Genomic DNA, 1103 nt, shown 5'->3' on the forward strand with positions numbered 1-1103 from the left:
CTAGGGCCTGTGTGAGGTCGTGATCATTCTCGGGTTCTGGTCCCGTGCGGGGGTGGGACCTGGTAGGACGCTGAGTGTGACACGTATGCAACTCACGGACGAGCAGTGGGAGTTCATCGAGCCGTACCTGCCGATAGGCGAGTACGGTCCGTACCCCGAGCGGCTGCGGGAGCAGTTCGAGGGGGTGATCTGGCGGTTTCGGTCCAGCGCCCAGTGGCGCGAGATGCCCTCCGAGTTCGGACCGTGGCCGACGGTCTACGGGCGCTTTCGCGTCTGGCGGGACGCCGGAGTCTTCTCCGCTCTTCTGGAAGGCATGATCGCCGAGGCCGCTCGCCGGGGACAGACGGACTTATCCCTGGTCAGCGTGGACTCCACTACTGCCCGCGCCCACCACGACGCAGCCGGGATGCACCTCGGCAAGGACGTCATGGACGCCCTTGAGGAAGCCGCCGCCGAACAGGAGCGGGCCCGGCAAAAAGGGGCGGCCCGCCGGGACAGAACGGGCAGGACGGCGGGGACGACCCCGAGCAGGAAGAGCGACGGCGTATCAGGCGACGGCGCAAGTTCCGGCTGAACCAAGCCCTGCTCGGCAGATCCCGTGGCGGACTGACGAGCAAGATTCATCTCGCCGCGGACCGCAGGTGCCGTCCGCTGTCCCTCGTGCTGACCGCAGGACAGGCCGGCGACAGCCCGCAGTTCGTCCCTGTGTTGCAGAAGATTCGGGTCCGTCTGCCTGCGGGCCGGCCTCGAACCCGGCCCGGCGCTGTCGCCGCGGACAAGGCCTACTCGTCCCGCGCCAACCGCTCTTACCTGCGCAAACGCAGCATCAAGGCAGTCATTCCGGAGAAGAAGGACCAGGCCGCCAACCGGAAGAAGAAGGGCCGCCGAGGCGGCCGCCCCACGTGCCACGACAGTGATCTTTACAAGGAGCGGAACACGGTCGAGCGGCTCATCAACAAGCTGAAGGCCTGGCGGGGCATCGCCACTCGATACGACAAGTCGCCCGAGAGCTACCTCGCCGGCCTCCACCTCCGTGCCTCAATGATCTGGATCAACGACCTGCTGAAGGCAACTGGCTGATCACAACGTCACACAGGCCCTAG

1 pseudogene is annotated in these 1103 nt (G+C 66.5%); it reads left to right on the forward strand.

Annotated elements, in window-relative coordinates:
* Positions 1–76 precede the first annotated feature (76 nt).
* Positions 77–1080: pseudogene (locus tag ACWGJM_RS49005) on the forward strand (IS5 family transposase).
* Positions 1081–1103 lie beyond the last annotated feature (23 nt).

The organism is Streptomyces sp. NPDC054834 (genome assembly GCF_053611185.1).